At 38.8% G+C, this 26,652-nt stretch carries 18 protein-coding genes; 9 read left to right on the forward strand and 9 right to left on the reverse strand.

The features are described 5' to 3' along the window. The first annotated feature begins 157 nt into the window (after positions 1 to 157). Positions 158 to 604, forward strand: coding sequence for a hypothetical protein (locus QSE00_RS10995; RefSeq protein ID WP_110356828.1), 447 nt, complete (start codon positions 158 to 160; stop codon positions 602 to 604). A gap of 152 nt (positions 605 to 756) precedes the next feature. Here QSE00_RS10995 and trxB read toward each other — a convergent pair whose 3' ends face one another. Then, complete coding sequence (trxB, locus tag QSE00_RS11000) at positions 757 to 1,725, reverse strand: thioredoxin-disulfide reductase (RefSeq protein ID WP_286105988.1); 969 nt, start codon at positions 1,723 to 1,725, stop codon at positions 757 to 759. A gap of 248 nt (positions 1,726 to 1,973) precedes the next feature. Next, positions 1,974 to 2,822 (reverse strand): universal stress protein, encoded by an 849-nt coding sequence (locus QSE00_RS11005; protein ID WP_286105989.1) that lies wholly within the window; start codon positions 2,820 to 2,822, stop codon positions 1,974 to 1,976. Positions 2,823 to 3,150: 328 nt separating this feature from the next. On the opposite strand from QSE00_RS11005, the gene QSE00_RS11010 reads away from it, so the two are divergent. From QSE00_RS11010 to QSE00_RS11020, 3 genes are all read left to right on the forward strand, one after another. Continuing rightward, positions 3,151 to 4,044 carry a J domain-containing protein gene (locus QSE00_RS11010; RefSeq protein ID WP_286105990.1) on the forward strand — a complete coding sequence of 298 codons (894 nt, stop codon included), beginning with the start codon at positions 3,151 to 3,153 and terminating at the stop codon, positions 4,042 to 4,044. A gap of 67 nt (positions 4,045 to 4,111) precedes the next feature. Continuing rightward, positions 4,112 to 4,399, forward strand: coding sequence for a chaperone modulator CbpM (locus tag QSE00_RS11015; RefSeq protein ID WP_110356824.1), 288 nt, complete (start codon positions 4,112 to 4,114; stop codon positions 4,397 to 4,399). 311 nt (positions 4,400 to 4,710) lie between these two features. Continuing rightward, positions 4,711 to 4,926, forward strand: coding sequence for a hypothetical protein (locus tag QSE00_RS11020; protein WP_146216328.1), 216 nt, complete (start codon positions 4,711 to 4,713; stop codon positions 4,924 to 4,926). Positions 4,927 to 4,968: 42 nt separating this feature from the next. Here QSE00_RS11020 and QSE00_RS11025 read toward each other — a convergent pair whose 3' ends face one another. From QSE00_RS11025 to QSE00_RS11055, 7 genes are all read right to left on the reverse strand, one after another. Beyond that, positions 4,969 to 6,021 carry a UDP-glucose--hexose-1-phosphate uridylyltransferase gene (locus QSE00_RS11025; RefSeq protein WP_110356822.1) on the reverse strand — a complete coding sequence of 351 codons (1,053 nt, stop codon included), beginning with the start codon at positions 6,019 to 6,021 and terminating at the stop codon, positions 4,969 to 4,971. A 5-nt stretch (positions 6,022 to 6,026) separates the two neighbouring features. Next, positions 6,027 to 7,157, reverse strand: coding sequence for a galactokinase (gene galK / locus QSE00_RS11030; RefSeq protein WP_286105991.1), 1,131 nt, complete (start codon positions 7,155 to 7,157; stop codon positions 6,027 to 6,029). A gap of 170 nt (positions 7,158 to 7,327) precedes the next feature. Then, entirely contained in the window at positions 7,328 to 8,464 is a 1,137-nt protein-coding gene (locus QSE00_RS11035) for a formylglycine-generating enzyme family protein (protein WP_110356820.1), read from the reverse strand. 44 nt (positions 8,465 to 8,508) lie between these two features. Then, positions 8,509 to 9,468: a M28 family metallopeptidase gene (locus QSE00_RS11040; protein WP_286105992.1), complete on the reverse strand. Its 960-nt coding sequence runs from the start codon at positions 9,466 to 9,468 to the stop codon at positions 8,509 to 8,511. Between the two features lie 82 nt (positions 9,469 to 9,550). Further along, entirely contained in the window at positions 9,551 to 11,107 is a 1,557-nt protein-coding gene (locus QSE00_RS11045) for an arylsulfatase (RefSeq protein WP_286105993.1), read from the reverse strand. Positions 11,108 to 11,229: 122 nt separating this feature from the next. Continuing rightward, positions 11,230 to 12,630 carry a DUF3472 domain-containing protein gene (locus QSE00_RS11050; protein WP_286105994.1) on the reverse strand — a complete coding sequence of 467 codons (1,401 nt, stop codon included), beginning with the start codon at positions 12,628 to 12,630 and terminating at the stop codon, positions 11,230 to 11,232. 54 nt (positions 12,631 to 12,684) lie between these two features. Further along, on the reverse strand, positions 12,685 to 16,770 hold the full coding sequence (locus tag QSE00_RS11055; RefSeq protein WP_286105995.1) for an ATP-binding protein: 4,086 nt from the start codon (positions 16,768 to 16,770) through the stop codon (positions 12,685 to 12,687). A 224-nt stretch (positions 16,771 to 16,994) separates the two neighbouring features. On the opposite strand from QSE00_RS11055, the gene QSE00_RS11060 reads away from it, so the two are divergent. Genes QSE00_RS11060 through QSE00_RS11080 form a run of 5 tightly spaced genes read left to right on the forward strand, consistent with a single transcriptional unit; the run spans position 16,995 to position 26,176 of the window. Beyond that, positions 16,995 to 18,359, forward strand: coding sequence for a Gfo/Idh/MocA family protein (locus QSE00_RS11060; RefSeq protein ID WP_286105996.1), 1,365 nt, complete (start codon positions 16,995 to 16,997; stop codon positions 18,357 to 18,359). A gap of 45 nt (positions 18,360 to 18,404) precedes the next feature. Beyond that, a complete protein-coding gene (locus QSE00_RS11065; protein WP_286105997.1) occupies positions 18,405 to 21,626 on the forward strand; it encodes a SusC/RagA family TonB-linked outer membrane protein in 3,222 nt (1,073 codons plus the stop codon). A 10-nt stretch (positions 21,627 to 21,636) separates the two neighbouring features. Further along, entirely contained in the window at positions 21,637 to 23,523 is a 1,887-nt protein-coding gene (locus QSE00_RS11070) for a RagB/SusD family nutrient uptake outer membrane protein (RefSeq protein WP_286105998.1), read from the forward strand. A 23-nt stretch (positions 23,524 to 23,546) separates the two neighbouring features. Further along, entirely contained in the window at positions 23,547 to 24,740 is a 1,194-nt protein-coding gene (locus tag QSE00_RS11075) for a DUF5000 domain-containing lipoprotein (protein ID WP_286105999.1), read from the forward strand. 14 nt (positions 24,741 to 24,754) lie between these two features. Continuing rightward, positions 24,755 to 26,176: a DUF4998 domain-containing protein gene (locus QSE00_RS11080; RefSeq protein WP_286106000.1), complete on the forward strand. Its 1,422-nt coding sequence runs from the start codon at positions 24,755 to 24,757 to the stop codon at positions 26,174 to 26,176. Positions 26,177 to 26,652 lie beyond the last annotated feature (476 nt).

Genomic DNA, 26,652 nt, shown 5'->3' on the forward strand with positions numbered 1-26,652 from the left:
ACCTCTTATCAGAGATTTTATCACAAAACCAAGACTACATACAGTTATTATTTAATTCCTTTTGATAAGTTTCTTTTAACATATTCCGCGTTTCAGGTGTTAATATTCCAAAAAAGTCGTAACTTATTAGTATCTAATCCCTTAAAAGCAAATCGTCATGAAAAAAATATTTGGAATAGCTTTTTTGATGTTATTTTTGGTATCCGCCACCAAAATTGCACCTACTAAAATACAAAGCCCCAAAACGCTGGAAGGCACGTGGGAATTAATTAGTTTTAACAATTACGACGGTAACGATGTTGTAAAGACCATACCTCCTACCGAAGGATACCGTCAAATTAAAATGTATTATAATGGAAAGGTAATGTGGACCCGCTATGTCCCTACAGATTCAATTGAATGGTTTGGGTATGGCTCTTATAAGGCTACTGACAGCACCTTGACCGAAAAATTGGAATACATGTCGGCTTCCATGAAAAAAGTTGCCAACGAAAATATGGAATGGCATATGGAACTTCTGTTGGAAGGGGACAAATACAGCCAAATCTTTATTGATGCGGATGGGAACCGAATAAATTCTGAAAATTACAAACGTCTAAACTAGGTTTAGGTCTAATTGGACTTCAGCTGAGGTAAAGCCAAAATAAATACCACTATAAAAAAACGATCTGTACTAAGAACATTGGTCCAAGAACAGATCGTTTTAAAATGCCTTCAATTCAATTAATTTCAAATTTAGGACTGTTATATCACCCTCTAGGATGAGACTTCCTGATGGCTTTCAATGGTAGCCAAATATCTCTCTGCATCAAGTGCTGCCATACACCCAGTACCGGCAGCCGTAACAGCCTGTCTATATTCCTTGTCCTGGACATCGCCGCTGGCAAAAACGCCAGGCTTACTAGTTTTGGTTGTTTTACCCTGGGTAATCAAATATCCAGTTTCATCCATTTCCAGTTGTCCCTTAAAAATATCGGTATTTGGTTTATGCCCAATGGCAATGAACAATCCGGTAATGGCAATATCCTCTTTCTCTCCAGTAATATTGTTCACCATTCTTAGCCCTTCTACAACCTGATCTCCCAAAACCGTATCCACTTCGGTGTTATAACGAATTTCTATATTGTCCAAGCTATTCACCCTATGCTGCATCGCCTTTGACGCACGCATTTCGTCCCTTCGAACCAACATGGTTACCTTTTTACATATATTGGCCAAATAGGAAGCCTCTTCCGCTGCAGTATCTCCTGCCCCAACAATGGCTACTTCCTGTCCCTTATAAAAGAAACCATCACATACGGCACAAGCCGATACGCCTCCTCCACGTAGCTTTTGTTCGCTAGGGATACCCAAATATTTTGCCGTAGCCCCAGTGGAAATAATTACTGTTTCTGCTTCTATAATCTTACTGTCATCTATTGTTACCTTATGTATCCCTCCTACTTCATCACTAAAATCTACAGCGGTTGCCATACCAATACGGACCTCGGTCCCAAATCTTTCGGCCTGTTGCTGTAACTGTATCATCATGGTTGGCCCGTCAATTCCTTCAGGGTAACCGGGAAAGTTATCCACCTCAGTAGTGGTAGTCAATTGTCCACCTGGTTCCATTCCAGTATACAACACCGGCTTAAGATCGGCCCTAGATGCATATATGGCCGCAGTATAACCTGCCGGTCCCGAACCAATAATCAACGTTTTTAAACGCTCTACTTTTTCTGCCATAATCAAAATATTCAATACTTGTTAGTAGACAAAAGTAGGATTTTCATTAAAAATCTTACATCAAAAGTTATAAAAAGTTATTATAAACATAGTTGTTAAAACTATGGATGGTGACCATTCAGCAGAAAATAATCTTTATTCTAATTTAGAAAACCTCACAATGACCATTTAAATACACAAGATTACCTAAGATGGAAACCTAACTACTTCTCCGGCCGATAATCATTTATCGGTAGACCTTAATAAGGCTATTCCAACAAATTATAAGGTAAAACCATAAAAGGGACGCTCGAATGAAAGCCAATTTGATTTATTACAGGTTTTAAAAATAGATTCTCCAAAAAACTGTGTTTGTTTTTGACCATCACCAACATTTGGGGGTGCAGCAAGGATTGTATATTATTGATGGCTTCCATGATTCCTTGATCTGGCAATTCATGAAATTTGTGTTTAGTTTCCGAAAGCAAAAGCTTCAAATTGATTTTGTTCTTTTTCTGCTCCTCATTGAGTTCATAACCCGAACGGACATGCATAATATCCAATATTGATTTATGCTTCTTGGCAATAAACAGTACCTGCTCAATCAATTCAAAATTGTATTTTATTTCATAGTCCGTTGGAAATAGAATTTTGGTGGGCATTTGAACATCAAAATCAAAGGGTATAGCCAAAATGGGACATCTTGCCCTTTTAATGGCATGCACCGTATTACTGCCTAAAAATATTTCTTTTGCCCCCGTGGCTCCTTGGGTCCCCATAATTAATATATCTATTTGTTTGCTATCTACTAGTTCGTCAATAGCCTCAATCAGAATACTAAATGCACTATAGGTTCTAAAAAGGTGCTTTGGGTTACTGGATTCTGAAATGATCTTTTGTTTCAAATCTTCCAATTTTTTTTCGGAATCTGTGCGATAAATGTCCCCTAACCCCAATTGCCCAGGACTATGCAATAAGTACTCGGATTGATAAACAGCGGGAGTATAGGTATGTAACAAATGAAAAGCACAATTCTCATCTTTAAACAATCGCAAGGCATAGGAAATGGCTTTATAGGCATTATCAGAGAAATCCGTAGGTATCAAAATATTTTTCATATGAACAATTTTTTGCTGACCAATAATAGACCAAAAAGTTACAAGGCAGATTTCAATAAGTACCGCCGGAATGAATTAATTATTAACTTAATCAAAATAATAATCAGTGGCATTACCTATTGGTTTACCCAGAAATTTAGTAAAATAAAACAGACCGATACATGATTTTAATCAGTTGGATCCACAATTGAATTAAATAATTTTGCAGCGGATTACTTTAAACCAGAAACATATATTAAATTAGGTAGGGTTGGTGAATGTTTTAGTATAGTAATTGCTAAATGATGTTTCCAAAATAGAATAAGAATAAAGCATAAATAACTTTCATGTGAAATTTATAGACTACTACAAAATCTTGGGGTTGGACAAAAGCGCCAGCCAAAGCGATATTAAAAAAGCCTATCGGAAATTGGCTAGAAAACACCATCCGGATGTTAACCCCAACAATAAGGAGGCAGAAAAAAAATTCAAGGAAATCAATGAAGCCAATGAGGTTCTTAGTGATCCTGAAAAACGTAAAAAGTACGACAAATACGGAAAGGATTGGGAACATGCCGAAGAGTTTGAAAAAGCTAGGGCTTCCCAACAATCAGCCTACGGAAGCGGCGGACAAAGTCGGTCCCAACATTATGGGGAACACGATTTCTCCGATTTTTTCGAATCCATGTTCGGAGGTTCCGCTGGTTTTTCCGGAAGAAGCAAAGCCCGTTTTAGAGGCCAGGACCTAAACGCGGAATTAAAATTGCACCTTAGGGATGTATTTAAGCCGCACAAACAGACACTTAGTGTAAACGGCAAAAATATTAGAATAACTATCCCTGCAGGGGTTGAAAACGGTCAAACCATAAAAATTAGCGGTCACGGTGGGCCTGGACATCAAGGCGGCCCTAAAGGCGACCTTTATATTACCTTCAGTATCTTAAACGATACGGCTTTCAAAAGGGATGGCAACAACCTATATACTACTGTAGACCTGGATTTGTACACTGCTCTTTTGGGCGGCGAAATAATGGTGAATACTTTTGACGGTCAGGTAAAATTGAATGTTAAACCGGAAACGCAGAACGGAACCAAAATTAAATTAAAAGGCAAGGGTTTCCCTTTGTATAAAAAAACAGACGTTTATGGGGATTTATATATTACCTACAATATTGTGACCCCTACCAATTTAACGGCCAGAGAAAAAGAACTTTTTAAGGAATTGGCGAGTCTGAGAAAATAACCCAATTTATGGAAAAAGAAATCCCAAGAAGGAAATCCAAAAATTACAAACACCAAATTTTATCCTTATGGAACAGGAATATATACTGATTACGGACTTTTGTATGAGCCACAATATAGAAACCCATTTCGTAACGGAACTATACGAATACGGTCTAGTAGATATTGTGGTAAAAGAGGATGTACAATATATCCCAATCCAACAATTGCCCAAAGCGGAAAAAATACTAAGGCTCCATGCCGATCTGGACATCAACTTGGAAGGCATAGCGGTTATTACACAACTTCTTAATCAAATGGAAAAAATGCAGGATGAAATAACCCAGCTCAAAAATAAATTGGACCTATTCATATAGGATCATTTGGCAATAGGAGTCATTTTTCAGCATGCGACTAAAATTGAAAACCGCATTCTATCAATATTTGGTTATCAACTGTTCCTTTTAAATACATTTTCCTATGTCCTTCGGGAAAAAAATTGTCTTACAATTGCCCTAAACTGATTTATATCATGTAGGATAAACTTCTCTATACCTAGTTTTGTCTTGAAATAAAAGGTATTGAACCTAGATCCCGCCGAAAAAGGCGGGATTAGTTCAACTTGCAATTTTAAGTGCGTCTTACCGACTTCTCAAAATTGAGTTTCACTAATAAAAATCATGATTCCATGACCACATTGCTTAAGGTTGAACAGCTTATTTCCGAAGAAAGTAAAAATGTTATCTCCAGAAATCTTAGTAGGATATTGGATTTAAGAATATTGGATATTGATATAATAAATAAGACCATTTTGCTGGTATACAATAGTCCCTTAATACTGGATAAGGTAGAAAAAGAATTGGGCCGGGTAGGTTACTCCCTTCAAAACCAACATTCCCTTTAATCTATACGAAAACAGAAATCATTGGGGATTTTATATAATAATCTACTTTGTTGCGTCTAGCTGACTATAGTGTACGTCTGATAATGACTTCATGTTTTCGGCCGCCTGTTCGGCGGTAATATCACGTTGGGGGTTAGCAAACATTTCATAGCCTACCATAAACTTTTTCACAGTAGCGGATCGCAATAAGGGCGGGTAAAATGACATATGGAAATGCCATTCCGGATGTTCCCTTCCATCTGTAGGGGCCTGATGAATACCCGCAGAATATGGAAATGAAGTGTTGAATATATTATCGTATTTAATAGTTAGTTGTTTCAGGATTTCTGCATAGGATAACTTTTCAGATTCAGAAAGTAAACCGATATGTGCCAATTTTCTTTTGGGAAGAATCATAGTCTCATATGGCCATACGGCCCAATAGGGTAAAAGCGCTACAAAATGTTCGTTTTCTACTATAATACGCTCGTCCAATTTTAATTCCTGTACTAAATAGTCCTCCAAAATACTTCTACCATGCTTGTCCCAATAAGCTTGAAGATTTCCTGTTTTCTTAAGTACCTCTTGCGGAATTTTATTCTGTGCCCAAATCTGTCCGTGTGGGTGAGGATTGCTACACCCCATTATAGCTCCTTTATTTTCAAATATCTGAACATGGTCAATGCCTTCCTTAGCTCCCAATTCCCTATACTCTTTTTGCCAAAGTGATATTACGTCTGTAATGTCCGGAACAGACATCAAAGGTAATGTTAGTGAGTGGTTGGGAGAAAAACAGACTACCTTACAGATACCTGATTCTGATTCCGCATGCAACAGGCCATTATCATAAGTTTCTTCCTTAACATCGGGCAATAGGGCCGAAAAATCGTTGATAAATGAATATGGCTTTTTGTAACTGGGATTGAACTCTCCTCCCATTCTTTCGTTAGTGGGACAAAGATAACAGGAAGGGTCATATTCCGGTAAATCCGTTGTGGCACTTTTTTCGGTCTTTCCCTGCCATGGCCTTTTGGTCCTATGGGGTGAAACCAAAACCCATTCTCCGGTAAGAATGTTCAACCTTCTATGTGGGTTGTCATTAAAACTATTTGTCATTTCGCTTAATTTTGTATGTAGGTTCCTGCACTTGGCTTAACCTCAAACGCCTCCAATTCAATATTGAAAGCCTTTTTGTAGGCACTGGTGGCTTCTTGTACAAACCTATCCACCTGATCTTTATGTACAATATTCAAGGTACAGCCTCCAAATCCACCTCCGGTTTGTCTAGCTCCTAGCACAGCCTTATACTGTTTGGAAAAATCAACCAAAAAATCGGACTCCGGACAGCTTACTTCGTACAATTTGCTAATCCCTTCATGTGCCTCGTACAACAAAGCGCCAAAAAGGTTTAGGTCATTTTCCTTCAAGGCATTGGCCGTTTGCAAAACCCTATCATTTTCACTGATGATAAAGGAACATCTTTTATATATGGTGCCACTCATTTCGCTTTTACAATATTCCAGCATTTCCTTATTGGCCTTTCTCAAGGAAGTTACTTCAGGATATCTTCTTTGTATAATGCCGACACCTTCCTCGCATTCCCTTTTTCTGGTATTGTATTCACTGGAAGCCAAGTTGTGAGACACCTTGGTATTCAGCATTATCATCTTATACGGATCTATATGAATTGGAATTTGTTGATGTTCCAAAGACTGGCAATCCAATAAAAGCACATGCCCTTTTTTACTCATTACAGACGCAAATTGGTCCATGATTCCACATTGGGTTCCTACAAAGGTATGCTCCGCCTTTTGTGAAAGTTGAACTATATCCATTTTGGAAAGTCCTAGTTGAAACAATTCATTGAGCCCAAAGGCCAGTCCGCACTCCAAGGCTGCCGAGGAACTTAGGCCCGAACCCATTGGTAATTTACTTTCAATGGTACAGTCGAACCCCTTTAACCTATCCGTTCTCAATAAAATTTCATTTAATACGCCCAAAACGTAATTTTCCCATTCCACAGCGCTCCGTGCAATTTTATCCAATTGAAGGGTGAACCCGGTATCAAACCCCAAACTAAACAGCCTACATTCTTTGTCTGTATGGTTCTTTTTAAATTTAAAAGTTATTTTCTTCTTTATGGCCGTAGGTAATACATATCCAAGATTATAATCTGTGTGCTCCCCTATCAAATTGATCCTACCTGGGGATTCAATAACTAGCTCAGGGGTGAAATTTTCCGGAAACGCCATATACTTCAAAGTGTGTTAGTCCGCAAATATAAAAAAAATATCCTCTATAAATGTATATTTTACGTTTATAGAAACTGTAAATTTATTTCCCACGTACAACTAAACCTTGGACAAAAAAAAATCCCCCTTGGAAAGCCAAAGGGGATATATAAAATAATTAAAAAATACTATTAATCCTCTGTTACCATATCCACTGTAGCTACCGTCCTAAATCCCAAGTGCTCCAAGGAAGAGTCCAAACTAGAGGCCATCCTAGAGGAGATCCTATAGCTGGCGCAGTAGGAGGCGTTGCAAAGAAAGGAGCCTCCCCTCATTACCTTCTCCTTGGCATAGGGCATATTAGGATTATATGCAGTGGATGCTCCTTGCGGATTTACCACGGGAGCGTTTAAAGCACCCAATTCGTTATAATAATTCGTATTGTACCAATCACTGGTCCATTCCCAGACATTCCCGGCCATGTCGTACAGCCCAAAATCATTGGGAGGGTAAGACTTGACTTTTGCGCGTTTTTCATAACCATCCGTTTTCATATTGGTCACGGGAAACTCCCCTTCCCATGTATTTGCCATTTGGGACAAAACGGAATCGTCATCGCCCCAAAAATATATGCTTTCAGTTTTATTGCCCCTAGCGGCCCTTTCCCACTCGGCCTCCGTAGGCAATCTTCTACCGGCCCATTCACAATAGGCTAAGGCATCCTCATAGGCCACTTGTACTACAGGTTCGTTATCCTTTCCTTTAATTGTACTTCCAGGTCCGTTGGGCTGCTTCCAATTGGCTCCAATGGTCCAGTTCCACCATTGTGAAAAGTCGTAAAGGTTGGGCACGGAATTCTTCGTTTTTTTGAAGGTCAAAGAGCCTGGTTGCAAAATGGAATCATGGGGTTTGGGAGTACCTTCTGGGACTTGGGTTTTCATTTCCTCCCAATCTATTGCCCGCTCTGCTACAGTGATGTAACCCGTTTCCTTAACAAATTTTGCAAATTGGGCATTGGTCACCTCTGTAACATCCATAAAAAAACCATCTACCCTTACCTTATGCGCAGGTTTTTCATGATCCATGGCCATTTTGTCCTGTGGTACTGCACCCTGCATAAATTCGCCTCCTGGAATCCACACCATACCATCCGGTGTATTTATATTTTCTGGCTTTTCTATTAATATAGGAGTTGTGACTGCCGAAGATTCCGTAACCTCCGATATTGGAGCCGTATTTCCAACCTTATCGTCCAACTTCTTTTCCTCCTTACATTGAACCATTAAAGCCAATACAAATAAGGCACTTAAAACATTTATTTTTTGCATTCTATAATTTTTAATCCTTACAAATGTAAAGAACGTAAATGATTCTATTCCCCTTGCGGAATAAATTTCATTTCATAAGATGTTGAGGCTACTTTCATAATGGTATTGAATATATATTGACAAACCTGTTTTTGCCCATCAAAATTAATAAGGTCCATCGTATCTTCAGGGGTGTGGTATTGGGGATGGCCTCCGGTATGGATCCCAAGCACGGAAATATTCTTTTTATAGAATGAGACATGATCCGAACCTCCCACTGAGCCAGCATGGACTACGGGTGACAGGCCCAATGGCGGCCCCAATTCCTTCATCAATTCCACGCCCCCTGGAAAGGTTCCTGCTCCCCCCATATAAACCTGTTTGGCATCGTTTAACCTGCCAACCATATCCATGTTGATCATGAGTTTAATTTTTGACAAGGGCACTACTGGATGATCAGTAAAATACTTACTTCCCAAAAGCCCCTGTTCTTCGGCGCCAAAAGCTACCAATAAAATACTTCTTTTCAACTCGGTCTTGTGGGCCATAAGCATCTCCCCTATTTCCAATAATGCCGAGGTACCACTTGCGTTATCATCCGCACCATGGTGTATCCCAATTTTATCGGACTTTGACGATGGTCCACCGCCCATACCCAAATGATCGTAGTGGGCGCCCAAGAGAATATATTCATTCTTTAATAAAGGGTCGTTCCCTTCTATAAAACCTATTACGTTCCATGTCTCAACTGCACTTTTGGGTTCCTCCCCTTTCTTTACCCTTAAATGGGCCATAAATGGCTGTTTATAAGATTTCAAAAAAGGAGATATTCCCGACTTTTTAAAATCCTTGGCAATATATCTGACAATCCTTTTATTGACTTTTCCTCCGGGATACCTACCAGAACTTTTATCAGCCGTTAAATAAGCGATGTGTCCTTTTAATTCAGGAGTAGTAATATCTTCCTGTGCCAGTAAGGGCCCAAAAAGAAAATAAAAACAGAACAGGGTAAAATAAATTCTCATTTAAAACAATTATGATTCAAAGGTGGTTTAAAAAACGCAAAAATATATAATTATTTAACAGGGGCAACTAGCCAATAAATCCCTAAAGGCCATCACTAAGTGCCGGGATCCTAAACTTCTCGATAGTGGGCTCCGTATGTTGGCTTTGCAATATTTTCGCAGCCTTCTCCAATATCTCTGGATGTTGATCTGCCACGTTTGTAGTTTCTTTTAAATCCGTTTTAAGATTGAATAGTTCCAGTTTTGGTTCCTTTTTTTTGTCTTTCAAATGTGATTTTACCACTTTCCAATCACCCATTCTAATCGCCAACTGTCCACCATATTCCGGAAACTCCCAATATAGAAAGTCGTGCTTCTTTTCTTGTTCCCCGGCAAGTAGGGTAGGTAAAAAGCTGATTCCGTCTGTATACTTTGGCGCCTCGTAACCCGCAACATCTGCCAACGTGGCCATTACATCATAGTGTGCGGAAATATGATCGGTTGTGGTACCGGCTTTTATACTACCGGGCCATGTGGCAATCATGGGCACCCTAATTCCACCTTCATAGACAAATCCCTTTCCACGACCAAGTTCGCTTCTAAACGGTTTGGCACTATCAAACCAGGGAGAGTCCGTACCTCCATTAAAAGTAGGACCGTTATCCGAGGTAAAAATGATCAACGTATTATCGTATAGTCCGTCCGCTTTTAACTTCGCGACCAATTTCCCTACATTTTCATCCAAATAAGAAATCATTGCAGCGTAACCGGCATGGGGATTTTGATGTGGAAAATATCCCCTTTTCCCCAAATAGGGTTCCTCTTTCCCAAACTTATTCCTATAATAATCCACCCATTTTTGAGGAGCTTGGATAGCCGCATGGGGAATGGGCGTGGCCCAGTAAATAAAAAAAGGATTTTCCTTGTTCCTATCTACAAACCCCTGTAACTCCTCAAACATAAGATCGGGAGCATAATCGTTTAATGTATAAGCTGCATAACTAGCCGGATCATTAATATCCGCCCCTTTGGCCAACTTAGTATTTGGAGCAATGGTATCGTTATTCAAATGCACCCTATTTTCATTTTTGTATAGGTGCAATGGGTAGTAGGTGTGGGCTTGTCGCTGACAGTTATATCCAAAAAAGAAATCGAATCCCATAGTTGTGGGAATAGAATTGGTATGGGGAGCGCCCAATCCCCATTTACCAAACATGGCCGTACTGTAGCCCACTTCTTTTAATTTTTTGGCGATTGTAATGGTGCTGTCCGGCATGGGGCGCTGTCCTTCCAAAACGGAGTCTTTGGCCATTGCCTTGTAATTCCATACCTCACCACGCTCGCCCCACTCCTCATTGCCCCGAATATGTGCATGTCCCGAATGGGTCCCCGTCAATAACATATAACGTGCTGGGGCACACACTGGGGCACTTGTATAATGTTGGGTAAACAACATACCTTCTTTGGCCAAGGCATCGATATTGGGGGTTTCAATTTTTTCCTGTCCATAGGCACCCAGTTCGGCATATCCCAGGTCATCTGCCAAAATGTATATGATATTTGGTCTAGGTGCCGGAGTTATACCAACATCCTTTTTGCCCTCATCCTTACAAGATAATAGGGCCAATGTAATTAGGATTAAATAGCTTATATTTTTCATTCTTAGTTTCTTTATGGTTTCTGTGTAATCAATTCTTCTAGGCACATTCAACGTCTTGAATTCTTTTTAATGGATTACTTTTGAAATATTGCACACCAACACACTTTCACATTGATACATTGTTATTGCATTGGTTTCTCAAGTGATGAAAAATCTATCACTGGAGCTACTCCATTAGCAGTCCTTTCATGAAAGGTATCTATAGTGGTCTTTTCATTAAAAAATCCACAATTCTTCATATAAAAATTGTTGCCAACGGCCCCTCCGGCGTAATCTACCCTAGATCCTTTCCTTGCGGTAGCATCTGCCGTAAACTTGGCCTTGGTAAGTTCGTGCCAATTGCCCTTGGTATCGTAAATCCATTGATTGGTATACTCTCCCATTCTGGATATATGTCCAACCTCCGTCCTAAAGTTTTCCAAAAAAGAATGTGGCCTTTTTAAATAGGTATTGGTATGCGGTCTTCTGAAACTAGCTATTAAATTCCATTTTTCAGCTTCCGAATCATAGAAATAGGCTGTATAATCAGTAGAATTATTTACAGAAGGCTCTCCCTTTAATAAAAATTTATAGGTATTGCCAGCTTTCCAATTGAACACTTTATAACTTTGTCCGCCAGAGCCTTCATTGCCAAATTCACCGGTAGTTACCCCTTCCCCCTTGCCCAGCAAAATTATTCTATATTCTTCCGGAATACTTTTGGGGTCTTGGGTTTCGTACGGACTCCAGACAGAAAACAGGACCCTCCTCTCGGTCTCGGAATTCACCTGCATACCAAAATAGCCCTCCCCGAAACCATTGGCCATATAATAGGATCCAATAACATCCTCGTTTTCAGGAACCGTAATTTCATTATAAAACCAAAGTATGTCAGTGTTTTCGGGAGTAGTATAGCTTAAATGTACAGATGGCCCCCTTCTACCCCAATAAAAATCATCCTTTACGTAAGTAAGTTGGCCATTGGCTGCCTGCCCTCCTACCAGTACCTCATTGACATCTGCGTACATATTTGCCGTTTTTTCCAACCCCTGTAATTCTATAAAATGGTAGCCTGGTGTGCCAATCTTAAAGACTCCTACATCCACTGTTTCAAAATCTTGATTGGAAACTTTGATCTCCTTTGTAATTCCGTCCAAGGAAACCTGGAGTTTGGACATACCACCATTCACTTTCATGGTTAGTCCCACATTTAACGGACCTGTTTGATCTGTTTTAAAATAAGTTCTTATAACCGTATTCGAATCACTCCAATTCCTAATCCCCTTGTCCGAGATAAGATTGTGATTATCCTTAACATCATTTACCACCCAACTATTCCCTCCTGGCTTTATGCTTTCGGTTAAACTCAATTTGGCCATGGTTATTTCTTCTGAATTCTCCTGCTTGGACAAAGTTGTACAGGAGGCTACCACCAAGAATAAACCTAGTACCTTTAAACTGTTGTATCCCGTACCCTTTAACATTGTTATTTTAGGTGCCATTTTATTTCTAATCCTGGCCCCCACATTGGTTATTGTTATCATATTGATTATTGAAATTGTTACAGTTATTTTCTTATGATTGATCCCTATTCGGTTTTATTTAAATCTCGGATTTGGATCTGCTTTCCCCTTTAACTTTCTAGGGCTCTTGCCAAATTCCTTTTTAAAGCACTTTGAAAAATATTTTGGATCGTTAAACCCTACCAAAAACGCAGCCTCGGATACGGAGTAATTGCAATCGCCAATTAAAACAGCTGCCTTTTTAAGGCGCATGGTCCTTACAAAATCTACTATTTTCTTCCCTGTTAACCCTTGAAACTTTCTATAGATAGCAGAATAGCTCATGTTTAGATCCTGGGCCAGGTCTTCTGTCTTAAAATCCGGATTGCTAATCTGATTTTCTACTAGGCTAACCAAGTTTTCCAGAAAAACTTCATCTTGGGACCTACTTCCTCCTTTTTTGGGCGTTGTTATTAAATCGTTCTTATATTTCATAATCAACCGATCACTTCGGGTGATGATATTATTCACTTTGAGCACCAGTTCATTGATGTTGAAGGGCTTATTTATATATTCTACCGCTCCGGCCCGCAATCCTAGTATTTTATTTTTTGCTGCCTTTTTGGCTGTGAGAAGTATAATTGGGATATGGGTGGTGAGCTCGTTTCTCTGAAGCATTTTACTCATTTCAATACCATCCAATTTTGGCATCATTATGTCGCTTATTATTAGATCCGGATTATGCTCCAAGGCCAAGGCATAACCCTCTTCCCCATTTTCAGCCAAGAGTACGTTATAGTAATCGTTAAAAATATCTTTTAATGATATTTGTAGTTCATAATTATCCTCTACCACTAATATGGTCTTCGCCAATTTGGTTGACCCAACACCTATATTTTCCTCCTTCAATTGGTATTCCTCCTCCTCCACTTCCATAATAGACTCTTCCGCGCCGTTTTTATTCAGTACATATTCATTCCGATTTTTATCAATAGGAAAACTAACGCTAAAACAAGTACCTTTAATGGGGTCCGATTTTACATCGATCTTTCCGTGATGAAGATCTACCAGCTCTTTGGTCAGTGCCAAGCCTATTCCCGTACCTACTTTTTGCTTCCCTGTATCGGCCTGGTAAAACAACTGGAAAACATTTTCCAGCTCCTCTCTTGGGATACCCGGACCCGAATCTGTCACGGATATTTTTACGTTTCTCTCCCAATCCTCCACAATTACATCAAGGGTAATAGATCCGCCTTTAGGTGTAAATTTGAAGGCATTGGACAGAAGATTAAAGAAAATATGTTCCATTTTATCTTTATCGTACCACATTCTTAACTCATCACTGGGATAGCTACATTTAAAATTGATGCCCTTAAAGGTGGCTTGCTCTTCAAAGGAGCTGGTTATTTCGGTTAAATCGGCAATAATATCGTGTTCTGCCGCCCTTAAAACCAATTTCTCCAATTCCTTGTCCCGCAAAGATGTCAATTCAAATACAATTCGGGATAGTCTATTGGCATTATTGGAAATTAACTTAAGGCGTTGTTGAAGCAACACATTGCCACTTTTCATAGCGCGTTGCAACATGTTTTCCAAGGGAATCAAAATTAAAGTTAAAGGGGTTTGTATTTCGTGGGACATCTTGGCAAAGAAATCCATTTTTAAGGCATAAAGTTCCCTCTCATGTTTATGTTCCAGCTCATCTGCAATTACCCTGTTCCTAAGTCTGATCCAAATGACCATACCATAAATAAGTCCAATTATTAAAATCGAATAAAATAAATAGGCCAGATTTGATCTCCAAAATGGCCGTAATACATTTATGGAAATCGATGTTTTTTCTATATCCCACTTCCCATTGCCACTACTGGCCTTCACTTCAAAAATGTAATTTCCGGGAGGTATATTGGTATAAGTTGCCAGACGTTCCTTTTCGGAATCTATCCAGGTATCATTGAACCCCTTAAGCCTATATGCATAATCATAATTGGAAAACAATACATTGTCAATCGCCAAAAACCGAAAGGAAAAGGACGATTGGTCATGGTCTAGTTCCAAAACGTCCAACTTCTCAACCCCCTCTTCAATTTGTTCTGGAATTACGTTTATGGCGGGTTGGTTTAGGATATCAATATCTTCAATAAATAATTTGGCTACCGTTTCCTCTTTTTTAATTTGATTGGGTTTAAAGTAACTTACCCCGTTCAACCCTCCAAAGTAAATATTCCCATCCCAACCCTTGTGGACACTTCGCTGCATAAAGGAGTCATCCTGTAGTCCATCTATTTTTTGAAACACCCTTGATATTGAATCCCTTGTATTTATATGCCAGATACCCTTAGTTGAGCCCAACCATAAATTATCTGGGTCCTCCAATAATACAGATCTAAAGATCGTGTTGTCATAGGTTCCATTTATCTTTATTTTTTCAACCTGTTTATCACCTATATTGAATTTGATCAATTCTCCACTTACCATAACCAACCAAATAACATCTTCGCTACTAGCTGCCATGGACCAGATGTCATAATTTTTGTTGGTAATAAGCGTGTCGTCGACATGCTGAAATTGGGTGAAATTGGATTTAGTAATATCGTCACCATCTTCATTGAACCTAAATAATCCTCCTCCATTACTTGCTAACCAAACAGTTCCTGAGGAATCTTCAACTATAGATTGGGAAATGGTCCCCACCAATCCGGCCGTGCCATTTTCAAACCACGTCAACATTTTGTTTCTTTCCGAAAACAAATAAATGCCCATATCGGTAGTCACCCATAATCTTCGTTTGGAGTCCTTAAAAATAAATCGGACGTCCATTACCATATTGTTCTTGGAATTGCTCAAAGGCACCTTTGAGAACCCTCCCTTAACCGCATTATATATCCAAAGTCCATTTTTATAGGTCCCCATCCAGATATTACCCCTATTGTCCTCATTGATAGAGTGTATAAAAAACCCCTTGCTTTGGGCCGAATTGCTAAAAAATTGCTCTTCCCTTCCTTTTGAATCAACCTTGGTGATTCCATCACCGTCCGTCCCTATCCACAGGGTGCCATCCTTTGCCCTATAGGAAGACAACACCCTTGCAGGGCTTCCCTGTACAGCACCCGAGTGATAATTGATCTGATTATTCTTATTCCGCAGTATGTTTATGTCCCCATAATTGGTAAGTACCCACAAGTTGCCCTTTAGGTCTTCGTTTATACCAATTACCGTATTGGTACTAAGGGAAAATTCATTGAGCTGGTTATGCTTATAAATTGTTAATTCGCCAGATTCCGTATCCAGTCTGTATAGTCCATTCCCATCTGTCCCCAACCAAATAAAACCATTTACATCGCAGTACATGGAAGTAAATAACTCGTTTAACTGGCTGCGCCACTGATCATTTATAATCTCGTTCTGTACAAAGGATTCTTTACTAAAGTCGTAAACCATTATACCATGCCCTACATAGGAAGAACCTATCCATAGCCTATTTTTTTTGTCCAATAGCAAAAGGTTGTTGTCGGCCAGGGTATAATCATAGGGCACCTCCAAGGTCTCAAGTCGGTTGGTTTCCAAATAATAAATATAAAGGGGTCCTTTATAGGTACTAATTATAAGTTGGTCGGATTTTCTAACCACCAGGGAATTCACTTTATTTAGCCCAGATGAATTAATGGGAATCGTGGTTATACTGTCTACAACGCCCTTGCCGTGGTCATAAGAATATATGGACCCTTTGTCCGTGGCCAACCAAATTACACCATCATCCTCGTTGACAATAGTGACCTTGTATTTCTTCTGGAACCCCTCAACAGCCTTATCAATGGACAAAAACCTACCATTCTTCTCCAAATAGGATATTTGTCCGTTCATGGACAAGGCCCAAATTACCCCTTTGGCATCACTAAATATTTTTTTTACTTCATCCGAAGTAGTTTCCTCCTTAAAAATTGATTCTTTGGACGTAAATTCAAAATTATAACCATCGTATTTGGATATTCCTTCTGCATGTGCCAACCAAACAAAGCCTAAGCTATCCTGTACCGTGTGGGTAACCTTAATAGTGTGGTTATCCAATTTACTGGGCAGGTGGATAAAATTAGAAGGGTGCTGTCCAGACAAATAGGACCAGCACAACACACCCAGAAGGGATAGGGCACAAATTTTACTCCTATTTAATTTCTTGTTCAAGTTGCTACGATTTCAATTAATCCGTCCTTAATCTGTCCGAAACAAATGTACCCATAATTGGTGTCAACCTAAAGGAGGTATTTTTTGCAAAAAGGTGTAAAAAAACTTCAAATATCCAAATTATCCGAAAAATTACCCCTAGAACGCAAAAAAAGCACACCTAATTTATTAACATAATATTAATATTTGCGAAACATAAATAATAAGTATTTGTTAAAAAAAATATGAACCAAAGAAGAAATTTTATTAAAAAGACCGCCATTACGGGAGCTGGTATAGCCCTTGTACCCAATCTAACTTTAGGAAATGGTTTTATAAAGGACTCCCAAAAAATTAAAGTGGGTGTCATTGGTGTTGGACTAAGGGGCACCAATCATTTGGATAACCTTCTAAAGAGAACGGATGTTTTGGTCACGGCCATTTGTGACATAGACCAGATCCGTATTGATATTGCACAGGATCATATTGTAAAAGCTGGACAAAAGAAGGCCAAAGCCTTTGGAAAAAATGAGCACGATTATAAAAACCTGCTGGCATTGGCAGACATAGATGCCGTGGTTATTGCCACTCCGTGGTTATGGCATACCAAGATGGCGGTAGACTCCATGAAAGCAGGTAAATATACCGGCCTTGAAGTATCGGCTGCCAATACCCTAGAGGAATGTTGGGATTTGGTAAATACCCATGAGGAAACCGGTTCCCATCTCATGATATTGGAAAATGTGAACTACAGACGAGATGTGCTTGCCGTATTGAATATGGTTAAACAGAATGTTTTTGGTGAACTATTGCATTTCAGATGTGGATATCAGCACGATCTGCGCGGGGTAAAATTCAATGACGGTAAAACTGCCTATGGTAAGGGTGCCGAATTTGGTGCCAAGGGAATTTCCGAATCGGCTTGGAGAACACAGCATTCCCTATTGAGAAACGCTGATGTATATCCAACGCATGGTCTTGGGCCCATAGCTGTTATGGCTGATATAAACAGGGGCAATAGATTTTTATCGCTTACCTCACATGCCACCAAAGGAGTTGGTCTGTATAAATATATTGTGGATACCGCTGGTGAAAACCACCCCAATGCCCAATTAAAATTTAAACAAGGGGATATCATTACCTCCACTATAGAAACTTCCAATGGCGAGACCATTATAGTTACGCATAACGTTAATAACCCCCACCCCTACTCCCTAGGGTTTAAAGTACAAGGGGCTCAAGGTCTTACAGACTTTGACTACCACACCCAACGAATCCATATTGAAGGCACCACTGAAGGACATGGTTGGGAAAATATGGATTCCTGGTTCGAAAAATATGATCACCCACTGTGGAAAAGATTCGGAAGCAGTGCCACCGAAGCTGGTCATGGAGGCATAGATTTTTATGTAATGAACGCCTTTATTGAATCGGCCAAAGAAAATATTGCTCCCCCGATGGATGCGTATGATGCCGCCGCATGGAGTGCAGTTACGCCTCTTTCCGAACTATCCATAGAAAATAATGGGGAACCACAGGATTTCCCTGATTTCACCCGAGGTACTTGGATAAAGAGAAAACCATATAACTGGATAAAGGATACTTATTAAACTGAAACTATTAACATTAATTACGATCAACTTAAACTTAATTTTATGAAGCAAAAAGCAGTTGTTTTTAAACATGGGCCACATTCTGTCTCTTCAAAAGAGAGGGAAAAGCATAAATATGTGCTATACTCACTATTGCTTGCCTTGATATTCAGTTTTCACTTTGGATACTCCATTAATTATAGCACGAGTGATGAACTTATATTTCCAGAGCAACTCAGAACCATCAAAGGGGTTGTTAAAGATGCAAACGGGGTACCAGTAATGGGAGCCAATGTTTTAGTATTAGGTACAGCACGAGGTGTACTTACCAATTTTGATGGGGAATATGAAATTAAGGCCAATACAGGTGACGTACTAGAGTTTTCTTTTTTGGGTATGGCTACCAAAAGGGTTACCATTGGCTCCAGTGATACCATAGACATAATAATGGAAGAAAGTGCTGAGGCTTTGGAAGAAGTAGTTCTAGTAAGCTTTGGTAAACAAAAGAAAACAAGTTTGATTTCTTCTATTTCTACTGTTAAACCTGCAGACTTAAAAATTCCATCAAGTAATTTAACAACGGCTTTGGCAGGTAATGTGGCTGGAATTATAGCATATCAACGAACAGGAGAACCTGGAGCAGATGATGCCAGTTTCTTTATTAGAGGTGTAACATCATTCGGATATGGTAATAGCCCATTGATTCTAATTGATGGTGTTGAACTGACTACCCGCGATTTGGCACGACTTCAACCCGATGACATTGCTTCCTTTTCAATTATGAAAGATGCTACGGCAACTTCTCTATATGGTGCACGTGGTGCCAATGGTGTTATATATGTAACCACTAAAGAAGGTGTAGAAGGACCTGCCAGAATAAGCGCCAGAATTGAAGCTTCTATATCCAGCGCTACTCAAGATGTTGATTTCGCGGACCCCATTACCTATATGCAATTACACAATGAGGCAGTAAGAACCAGAGACCCTCTAGGTATATTACCATATTCACAAAAGAAAGTGGATCAAACCATTGCTGGAAGCGATCCAATTTTATATCCTACAACGAATTGGCAGGATGAATTGTTCAAGGACAACACCTTAAATAAACGCTTTAATTTCAGTGTAAATGGCGGTGGTAAAGTAGCAAGATATTATGTTTCTGTTGCAGCCAGCCAAGATAACGGAGTTTTAGATGTACCCTCCGTTAGCAATTACAACAGTAATATTAACTATCAGCAATTTCAGTTAAGATCCAATACCAATATAAGTCTTTCCGAAACTACTAAATTAAAAATGAGTTTTATTGGGAATTATGATGACTATACAGGGCCATTGGATTCAGGCGAAGCGTTATACAGAAAGGTAATGAGAAGTAATCCTGTTTATTTTAGACCTTATTACGAAGCTGATGCCGCCAATGAATATACCAACCATATTTTGTTTGGAAATTATGGAGACGGTAATTATCTGAACCCTTACGCCGATATGGTAAAGGGGTATAGAGAATCCGGATCTTCCAAAATCATAACACAAATAGAATTAGAGCAAAATTTAAAGTCCATAACGGAAGGTTTAATGGGTAAAGTGGTAATAAATGCCAATAGAGAATCGGGTAATACCGTGAACAGGTCGTACAACCCTTTCTATTATCAGCCACGAATAAGTACATTGACAAATGAACTTATACTTAATCCTTTAAATGAGGAAACCGGTACAGAGTATTTGGATTATAGGGAAGGTAATAAATATGTTACTTCTTCAACATATTTTGAATCTTCCTTGACCTATAACAAAAACATTAACGATCTGTATGATGTATCCGGTATGTTGGTGTTTACAATGAACAACAGACGTGTTTCCAATGCAGGTAATTTGCAGGAATCCCTACCATTTAGGAATATGGGATTAGCAGGGCGTTTTACCTTATCCAGTCGCGATAAATATTTTGGCGAATTTACCTTTGGCTATAATGGATCCGAGCGTTTTGACAAGAAAGAACGATGGGGTTATTTCCCTTCTTTAGGGCTTGGCTGGATAATTTCCAACGAAGATTTTTTTGAAGATTATAAAGACGTGGTCACCAACTTAAAATTAAAAACTACCTATGGCTTAGTCGGAAATGATCAAATTGGTAGCGCTAGTGATAGATTCTTTTACCTTTCACAAGTTAATTTAAGTGACGACGGACGAGGATATGTTACGGGAACGGATTTTGACAAATACCTTCCAGGTGTTTCCATACAAAGATATGCCAATGATCAGATAAGTTGGGAAACAGCAGAAAAATTTAATCTTGGCCTAGAAGTAGGACTATTTGATAAATGGAATCTTGAAGCTGATTTCTTTAAGGAATATAGATCAAACATTCTTGCCGATCGTATTGTTCTGGCAAGTATGGGCTTAGAAAGTGGTGTAAGAGCTAATATAGGGGAAGCCAAAAGTACGGGAATAGATGGAACCTTGGTGTATAACAATAGTTTCACTAATGGTTTATGGATACAGGCAAGGGCAAACTTCACTTATGCCACCAGCAAAATAGTAAAAATAGAAGAACCAGATTATTCATCAACACCATGGCTCTCTAGAGTGGGGCAACCAATAAACCAAGTTTGGGGTTATGTTGCAGAGAGATTATTTGTAGATGAAAATGAAGTAAACAACTCTCCGGTACAAACCTTTGGAGAATATGCAGGTGGGGATATTAAATATAAGGACATCAACGGGGATGGTAGAATCTCTGGATTGGACAGGGTTCCTATTGGTAATCCTACAACTCCTGAAATTGTCTATGGTTTTGGTGTATCCGCAGGATATAAAGGTTTTGATATTTCTTGTTTCTTTCAAGGATTAGCCAATGAGTCGTTTTGGATAAATCCTGTTGAAACGGCACCCTTTGTAGATATATGGTATGAAGGGGAACCAAATTGGGAGTCAAACAATCAACTATTACAGGTTTGGGCGGACAGCCACTGGTCAGAAAACAATAGGGACCTTTATGCCAAATGGCCCAGGTTATCCGAGAATATTTCAAGTAACAATACTCAAACTAGTACATGGTTTATGCAGGATGGTTCATTTTTAAGATTAAAATCTTTGGAAGTTGGTTATAATCTACCCCAAAAAGTATTGGATAAATATAAAATGGATCGTATACGATTCTATGTAACGGGAAACAATTTAATGGCGTTCAGCAATTTTAAACTTTGGGACCCAGAAATGGCAGGGAACGGATTAAGCTATCCTACCCAAAGAGTTATTAATGCAGGAGTTCAAATATCATTATAAAAAATATAACATGAGATATAATAAGTATTTATTAGTTTTCTTTTTCATATTCACTTCATGTGAAAAAGAATTTTTAGACATTGTTCCAGACAATTTGGCTACAATCGATCTTGCCTTTACAAATCAGTATAATGCGGAAAAATACCTGTATACCTGTTATTCGTATTTGCCAAGCCCTAGCTCCATAGATCAAAATCCAGCACTGAATGCTGGAGATGAAATTTGGTATCCAGAAACCGAAAGAAAAAACAATGGGCCAACAGTGGCCCAAGGCTTTCAAAATATTACCACACCCAGATTTGATTATTGGCGAGGGAATAATGGCGGCAAAGCACTATATGTTGGAATTAGAAATTGTAATATATTTTTGGACAACGTTGATAATGTACCTGGGCTAGATAAGTTTATAAAGGAAAAATGGAAGGCTGAAGCCAATTTTCTAAAGGCTTATTACCATTTTTACCTACTTAGAATGTATGGCCCTATAATAATAAATGATAAAGCATTATCAGTCTCTGCCTCTACGGATGAAGTTAAAGTGGACAAAAATACTGTGGAAGAATCTTTTGAATATGTAATTTCCCTTATGGACAAAGCCATCAGTGGTTTACCAGAAACACTGCAGTTTGAGGATGAAGAACTGGGAAGAGTTACAAAACCAATAGCAGCAGCAATTAAGGCTCGTGTACTTATGACCTATGCCAGCCCACTATTTAACGGTAATACCGTGTATAGCAGCATTAAAAATAGCGAAGGTAAGTCTATGTTTCCCAGCAACTACGATGCCAGTAAATGGGAAAGAGCAGCTAAGGCCTGTAAAGAGGCCATAGATATGGCTGAAGGGGTTGGAGCTGCACTATATCAAAAATCAGATTACGTTGATCCCTTTCCACAAAATGATACGACCCTATTGAAGGCTGCACTGAGAGGAAGAGTTACCGAAAGATGGAACAAGGAAATACTTTGGGGACATACAGAGAACACCTCTGGCATTCAATATAATTCTATGCCTAGATTATATGGCTATACTTCCAACCCGGTTACTTCCAGACATTGTCCTCCTTTAAGAATTGCAGAAATGTATTATTCAGAAAACGGTGTTCCTATTGAAGAAGATATCAATTTTGACTATACCAATAGATATAAAACCAAGGAAGCTTCCAGTCAAGACCGTTTTCATGTTGAGCCCGGGCAAAAAACCGCGGTATTAAACTTTGATAGGGAAACAAGATTTTACGCAGATCTATCCTTTGACAGAGGAGTTTGGTTTGGTAATGGTAGGGAATTGGATACGGACCCATGGTATATACACTCAAGAAAGGGTGAATTTGCCTCCGTTTTTGAAATTTCCCAATATTCTGTTACCGGATATTGGCCTAAAAAGTTAATCAACATAAAGACCACAGTAAAAAATGGTACTAGTTTAAGTACCAATAGATATGCTTTTCCCATTATTCGTTTAGCGGATTTATATCTCTATTATTCCGAGGCTTTAAATGAAATGAAAGGAGCTCCGGATAACGAAGTGTATAAGTATATTGATCTTGTTCGAGAAAGAGCAGGTTTGAAAGGAGTGGTAGACAGTTGGGCTAATTATTCAAAAGCTCCCAACAAACCTTCTACCAAGGAAGGTATGAGAGAAATTATTCATCAGGAAAGATTGATCGAAATGGCTTTTGAAGGTGGAAGGTTCTGGGATCTAAGAAGATGGAAACTTTCTGAAATTTACATGAACAAACCAATCAAGGGATGGAGCGTGTTGGAACAAGATGTAGACGACTACTACAATGTTAGAGTTTTATATAATCCTTCCTTTTCACAAAAAGATTACTTATGGCCTATTGCAGAAGGGGAATTGGTAAACAATCCTAATCTACAACAAAATCCAGGGTGGTAAATTTAAATTAAATAATATTTATTATGAAAAAAATATTTACTCTATTAGCCATCAGCTTATTTCTAATAACTGGTTGCGAAGAAGATTATGAGCACAGCCCTATAGCTAAGGATATTAATGCTCCCAAACCTATAGAAAATTTAATATATGAACCTATTCATGGAGGGTTTAATATTTCATACGACATTCCCGACGACAAGGACATACTATACGTAAAAGCATCCTATATTAATACCAAGGGTGAAGTATCCGAAGTAAGGGCGTCCTCCTATAGTAACAAAATACAAATTCTGGGATTTGGAGACACCTCTGAGAGAACAGTTGACATATTTGTTGTAGACAGGGCAGAGAACGTCTCAAAAGCTGTTTCCTTTACGGCAAAACCTTTGGAATCCCCTGTTAATGTTATAAAGGAGACCATGAGTATTACAGAGGATTTTGGTGGAGCCAAATTTCATTGGATCAATGAAGAAAAAGTGCCCATTGTTATCGGTTTATTGGCACAGGAAGACGATGGTAGTTTAGTGGAAGTAGAGACAGTTTATACGTCCCAATCCGAGACCAGCAATTCCCTAAGAGGATATGATGCGGTACCCCAAAAATTTGCAGCTGTAATTAGAGATAGGTATGACAATATATCAGATACCATTTATCCTGCCACCGAGGATAAATTACTAATCCCATTATTTGAAGAACGCTTGGATAAGACCAAATTCAAAAAACTTATTTTAAGTAATGATACCAATTGGGATGCATGGGAAGGCGATTATACCCATTTCTATGATGACAATATGGAAACCATCGTCCATACACAAGGTGATCACCCCATGCCTCAGATATATTCTATAGATTTAGGAGTGGTTGTTAAATTAAGCCGGTTTACCTTACATCAAAGATTGTCCCACGGTGACGCCCATGCCTATACACATGGCAATCCTAAAAAATATACAGTATATGGAGCCAAGGAATTGCCAGAAGACAACGGTACCATGGAAGGCTGGATCGAGCTCAAGGATTGTGAGTCTATAAAACCCTCAGGGTTGCCAATAGGTCAAAATACCGATGAGGATATCGACCATTTATATGCTGGTGATGAATATACATTTGACGAAGCTCCCGAAATTAGATATTTCCGTATCGCCGTTACTGAAACATGGGATGGTGCAGGATATATTAATGCCTCTCAAATAACCTTTTGGGGAAATATTACTAACTAATGGAAAATTATAATATGAAAACAAGATATAATTACATAAAATTGTTACCCCTTGTCTTGGTATTGGGTATTATTTCATGTCAAGATATGGATGAAGTTCACGAAGAATATGTAGCAGACGGTGAAATAATATATACCAACAAAGTAGATTCGCTTAGAACTTTTGCTGGCAAAAATAGGGTTAAAATATCTGGGTATATTACAGGAGGTTTTAATGTCAATGAAGTAGTGGTTACTTGGAACAAAGGATTGGATCAACAGATTTTTCCATATCAGAAGTCCTCTGAGGATACGGACCTCATCAATTTAATAGTAACAGATTTAAATGAGGATAACTATGAATTTACAGTATATAGCAAGGATGAAGATGGCAACAAGTCTATCCCAGTTGTAGTATTTGGATCTGCTTATGGTGAAAATTATCAGTCTAATTTGGAGCCAAGGGCGGTTAATAATGTTTCTTTTGATGGCACAAACTTAGAGGTTATACTTGCATTGAGCAATGAATTACAAAGAGAAACAGAATTTAAATTTACCGATATCAATAATACTGAAATTATTAAAAGTGCCCTTGAGGATGACCTCCTAGTAACTTTGAACAATATATCCTTGAATAAACCTATTACCTATAGAACATATTACGTGCCTACCCAAGCTGTGGAGGGTGAGGAAACTTCCATAGACAAATTTGAATCCAATTGGCAAGTCTTGACTCTTCCGACTATTGGAGGTATTATGGACAGTGTTTCCTTTACAAGTGTATTGGGTGGAGTAAAAGCCAATTGGTCCAATCCAAATGGTGCCAATCTAGTCCTTACCTTTGAATATACCGCTGGTGGTAATTTAAAAACACAGACTTTTGAATCTTCGGATACCAATGGAGAAGTAATAATCTCTGGAATGGATCCCGGCGAACAAAATATGGCTGTGACTATAGCCGATGTTTATGGAAATTCTTTTGGCCCCAATACATTTATTGTTTCGCCCCAAGAGGCATCGCAATTGGACAAAACAGGTTGGTCCATCATCGACTTTTCTTCGGAAGAAGCAGGTGGCGAAGGCCCAGTTAACGGTTATGTTACGGCAGCGATCGATGGGGATATAAATACCTTTTGGCATACGACCTGGTCCACAGGATCTCCAGATTACCCACATTACTTCACAGTAGATATGGGAGCGGAAAAAACCATCGCCAGTTTTGAAGTCTTTAGAAGGCAAAACAATGGCAGTGGGCAAACCAAGCATCAGTTTTTTGTAAGCAATGACGGTGTAACTTGGACCGACATGGGTACATTTAATATGGATTCCAGTTCTAATGATGGCCAGGTATATCCAATGGCAGATAACCCTACCGCTCGATATTTTAAGTATGTTGCCACGGAAGGGCCTAACAATTTTGCCTTCCTTGGTGAGATAAATGTTTATGGCTTAGAGTAGTACCATAATTTTAAACATTTATAATTAGTCAAAAAAATGGGGGAGGATTTAGGTCCTTCCCCATTTTTTTTAATCAATTACCCACAATTACTCTTGGCTAAACTGTTTAAAGACCGTTCAAAATTATTTAGGCCAATAAATTGGCCATATATACATTTACCACATAGATTTTGTAAAAAAAATTATATTGACATCCTCATTATTGGCTTTCCATGCTTATTGATCGTACAGTAATCGTTTTCAAAATCCAATTTAGAGAAAAGACTTGGCCACATTGTATAAGCGTTATATCACATTAATGGGTCTCCTCCATTATCAAACAATAAGTATTGGATAAATACCTATTACTGCATATGATACGTTACCTAGTATCATTAAAACCTACAATCCCGTCTAACAAATGTCATTCCCCGACAGGGCCAAAACAGCCAAGAAGCGTATATTGGAGATTAGCCTTGTTTAATTTATATAGGCGT

Source organism: Arenibacter flavimaris, assembly GCF_030291335.1.
Classification (GTDB): Bacteria; Bacteroidota; Bacteroidia; order Flavobacteriales; family Flavobacteriaceae; genus Arenibacter.

What these genes read in the sequence shown, in the direction of transcription:
- QSE00_RS10995 (WP_110356828.1), top strand. Translation starts at nt 158, where the DNA reads ATGAAAAAAATATTTGGAATAGCTTTTTTGATGTTATTTTTGGTATCC.
- trxB (WP_286105988.1), bottom strand. Translation starts at nt 1,725, where the DNA reads ATGGCAGAAAAAGTAGAGCGTTTAAAAACGTTGATTATTGGTTCGGGA.
- QSE00_RS11005 (WP_286105989.1), bottom strand. Translation starts at nt 2,822, where the DNA reads ATGAAAAATATTTTGATACCTACGGATTTCTCTGATAATGCCTATAAA.
- QSE00_RS11015 (WP_110356824.1), top strand. Translation starts at nt 4,112, where the DNA reads ATGGAACAGGAATATATACTGATTACGGACTTTTGTATGAGCCACAAT.
- QSE00_RS11020 (WP_146216328.1), top strand. Translation starts at nt 4,711, where the DNA reads ATGACCACATTGCTTAAGGTTGAACAGCTTATTTCCGAAGAAAGTAAA.
- QSE00_RS11025 (WP_110356822.1), bottom strand. Translation starts at nt 6,021, where the DNA reads ATGACAAATAGTTTTAATGACAACCCACATAGAAGGTTGAACATTCTT.
- galK (WP_286105991.1), bottom strand. Translation starts at nt 7,157, where the DNA reads ATGGCGTTTCCGGAAAATTTCACCCCTGAGCTAGTTATTGAATCCCCA.
- QSE00_RS11035 (WP_110356820.1), bottom strand. Translation starts at nt 8,464, where the DNA reads ATGCAAAAAATAAATGTTTTAAGTGCCTTATTTGTATTGGCTTTAATG.
- QSE00_RS11040 (WP_286105992.1), bottom strand. Translation starts at nt 9,468, where the DNA reads ATGAGAATTTATTTTACCCTGTTCTGTTTTTATTTTCTTTTTGGGCCC.
- QSE00_RS11045 (WP_286105993.1), bottom strand. Translation starts at nt 11,107, where the DNA reads ATGAAAAATATAAGCTATTTAATCCTAATTACATTGGCCCTATTATCT.
- QSE00_RS11050 (WP_286105994.1), bottom strand. Translation starts at nt 12,630, where the DNA reads ATGATAACAATAACCAATGTGGGGGCCAGGATTAGAAATAAAATGGCA.
- QSE00_RS11060 (WP_286105996.1), top strand. Translation starts at nt 16,995, where the DNA reads ATGAACCAAAGAAGAAATTTTATTAAAAAGACCGCCATTACGGGAGCT.
- QSE00_RS11065 (WP_286105997.1), top strand. Translation starts at nt 18,405, where the DNA reads ATGAAGCAAAAAGCAGTTGTTTTTAAACATGGGCCACATTCTGTCTCT.
- QSE00_RS11070 (WP_286105998.1), top strand. Translation starts at nt 21,637, where the DNA reads ATGAGATATAATAAGTATTTATTAGTTTTCTTTTTCATATTCACTTCA.
- QSE00_RS11075 (WP_286105999.1), top strand. Translation starts at nt 23,547, where the DNA reads ATGAAAAAAATATTTACTCTATTAGCCATCAGCTTATTTCTAATAACT.
- QSE00_RS11080 (WP_286106000.1), top strand. Translation starts at nt 24,755, where the DNA reads ATGAAAACAAGATATAATTACATAAAATTGTTACCCCTTGTCTTGGTA.